Source organism: Stenotrophomonas sp. 2YAF22, assembly GCF_052114665.1.
In the GTDB taxonomy this organism is placed as follows: Bacteria; Pseudomonadota; Gammaproteobacteria; order Xanthomonadales; family Xanthomonadaceae; genus Stenotrophomonas; species Stenotrophomonas indicatrix.
In genome coordinates this window covers 1-2,577 of the sequence record NZ_JBFRFE010000618.1, presented here as the reverse complement: position 1 = coordinate 2,577, position 2,577 = coordinate 1, and the positions used below count along the sequence as shown (strand labels likewise).

At 64.7% G+C, this 2,577-nt stretch carries 4 protein-coding genes; 1 reads left to right on the top strand and 3 read right to left on the bottom strand.

Annotated features, from left to right (window positions below; all coding sequences use genetic code 11):
• Positions 1 to 267: hypothetical protein (locus tag AB4Y84_RS18995; RefSeq protein ID WP_442250662.1), on the top strand; the 267-nt coding region annotated here is incomplete at its 5' end.
• A gap of 112 nt (positions 268 to 379) precedes the next feature.
• Here the strand turns inward: AB4Y84_RS18995 and AB4Y84_RS18990 are convergent.
• The 3 genes from AB4Y84_RS18990 to AB4Y84_RS18980 all read right to left on the bottom strand — a co-directional run.
• Positions 380 to 616, bottom strand: a complete 237-nt coding sequence (locus AB4Y84_RS18990; protein WP_312108796.1) for a hypothetical protein — start codon at positions 614 to 616, stop codon at positions 380 to 382.
• 275 nt (positions 617 to 891) lie between these two features.
• On the bottom strand, positions 892 to 2,328 hold the full coding sequence (lpdA, locus tag AB4Y84_RS18985; RefSeq protein WP_442250661.1) for a dihydrolipoyl dehydrogenase: 1,437 nt from the start codon (positions 2,326 to 2,328) through the stop codon (positions 892 to 894).
• Between the two features lie 63 nt (positions 2,329 to 2,391).
• Positions 2,392 to 2,577, bottom strand: a 186-nt coding sequence (locus AB4Y84_RS18980; RefSeq protein ID WP_442250660.1) for a 2-oxo acid dehydrogenase subunit E2, incomplete at its 5' end; no start/stop codon positions are given.

Sequence of the window (2,577 nt, the reverse complement as noted above, 5' to 3'; positions counted from 1 at the left end):
GACGGCATGAGGCCGCTTGCCATCACGACGCTGGCGCTGCTGATGGCGGCGCCGGCCTTGGCCAAGGATCCGCCGTCGGCCTACCTTGAGCGTCAGCATGCTGCCGGCAAGGCGGAAGTCAAAACGACCGACAAGGACACCGGGAAGGAAAGCTGCCGGGTGGTAAAGGAATGGAAGGTGGGTGAAGTGATCGCCCAACACCGGATCTGTGACGATCCGCCGAAGTCGGACACTACGGACCGGGAACGCACACCGCCGCAGCGTTGATGCAGGGCCACGCTGGGTCAGGCAGTCTGGGCATGTGGCCCGGTCTGCGCGGCCGGCCGTTCACTGATCCGCTGCAGATTGGCAGATGCTGCCGGGCCACACGACGAACGAATCAGCCCGATGGTGGTCGCTGGATGGCCAACGACCGGACCAGCTCTTCGCCGGTAGCGGCGATCTCGAAATCCACGCCGTCGAAGGTTACGGAATTGCCGTTTGCCAGCGCATACCTTGGCAGGCCTTCGGCCAGGTTTGTGCCGGGAAGAATCGTTGCGTCGAAGTGAGGCCAGAACTTGAATACCAACACCCTGCGGCCATCTTCGCCCCGAGTCTCGATTCGTTCGTTCTCCATGGAGATCTCCAATGTCTGAACAGCCCCACGAGCAGGTGCGGGAGCACCACCTGTCGCGCATCCGTGGCTTGGCGATGCAACGCGACCTCAGGCAGAGCCTACCGCACTGGAGGTCGACGCCCGCGTGAGGGCAGGGGTGATCCGCTCGTCTGCCGCGCGCCGGGTGCCAATGGGTCCCGTCCTTGTTCTGGAGTCATCGTGTAACAAAAAACCCCGCCGAGGCGGGGTTTTCAGCATCCAGCGATGCCGGCCAGCGGCCGGCACTGCCCGATGGATCAGTTCGCCTTGTGGATCGCGCGCTTGCTCACGGCCATCGCCGCGTCGTGCACCACTTCCGACAGCGACGGGTGGGCGTGGCAGATGCGCGCCAGGTCGTCGGCCGAACCGCTGAACTCCATGGTCAGCACGCCTTCGTGCACCAGCTCGGACACGTTGGCGCCCACCAGGTGCATGCCCAGGATGCGATCGGTTTCGGCGTGGGCCAGAACCTTCACGAAGCCTGCCGGCTCGATCATCGCCACGGCACGGCCGTTGGCGGCGAACGGGAAGCTGCCGGCCTTGTACGGGATGCCCTCGGCCTTCAGCTGCTGCTCGGTCTTGCCGACCCAGGCCAGCTCCGGCTCGGTGTAGATGACCCACGGAATGGTGTCGAAGTTGACGTGGCCCGGCAGGCCGGCGATCAGTTCGGCAACCGCGATGCCTTCCTCGAAGCCCTTGTGCGCCAGCATCGGGCCGCGCACGCAGTCACCGACCGCCCAGACGCCGTTGACGCCGGTGTGGCAGTGCGCGTCGACTTCGATCTGGCCACGCTCGTTGATCTTGACGCCGGTACCTTCGGCCAGCAGGCCCTTGGTGGCGGCGCGACGGCCGACGGCCACCAGCAGCTTGTCCACGACCAGCGACTTCTCGCCTTCGGCGTCGGTGTAGGTCAGGGCGACTTCCTTCTTCTTGCCCTTGCCGGTCACTTCGGCCTTGGAGACCTTGGCACCCAGGCGGATGTCCAGGCCCTGCTTCTTGAATTCCTTGGCGGCGGTCTTGGCCACTTCGGTATCGGCCGCAGCCAGGAAGTCCGGCAGCGCTTCCAGGATGGTCACTTCCGAACCCAGGCGCTTCCACACGCTGCCCAGTTCCAGGCCGATCACACCGGCGCCGATCACGGCCAGGCGCGCCGGCACTTCGGTGAAGTCCAGGCCGCCGACGTTGTCGACGATGGTCTCGCCGTCGAACTTGGCGAACGGCAGTTCGATCGAATCCGAACCGGCGGCGATGATGACGTTGGTGCCCTTCAGCTCGACGACCGAGCCGTCATGCTGGGTAACCTTGACCACGTTGCCCGGCTGCAGTTCGCCGAAGCCGTAATAGGCGGCGACCTTGTTGGCCTTGAACAGCATGGCGATGCCGCCGGTGAACTGCTTGACGATCTTGTCCTTGCGGCCAACCATCGCTTCGACGTCCATCTTGGCATCCTTGAAGCTGATGCCGTGGTCGCCAAAGATGTGGCCCATGTTCCAGAACTGGCGCGAGGAATCCAGCAGCGCCTTGGACGGGATGCAGCCCACGCGCAGGCAGGTGCCACCCAGGGCCGGCTTGCCGTCCTTGCCCAGCGCTGCGTCGATGCAGGCGGTCTTCAGGCCAAGCTGGGCCRCGCGGATGGCAGCGTGGTAACCGGCCGGGCCGGCACCGATGACGACGACGTCGAATTGTTCAGCCATTGAAATAGTCCTTGTTGCATTACCAGAACCCCTCCGCGCAGGCGCGGAGGGGCGGGAGGTCTCTTACAGGCCGAACAGCATGCGGCCCGGGTTTTCCAGCTGGTTCTTGATGTCCACCAGGAACTGCACCGAGTCCTTGCCGTCGATGATGCGGTGATCGTAGGACAGCGCCAGGTACATCATCGGCGCGATCACGACCTGGCCGTTCTGGGCGATCGGACGCTCCTTGATGGCGTGCATGCCCAGGAT

Coding starts and splice junctions, on each gene's coding strand:
- AB4Y84_RS18990 (WP_312108796.1), bottom strand. CDS start 616: ATGGAGAACGAACGAATCGAGACTCGGGGCGAAGATGGCCGCAGGGTG.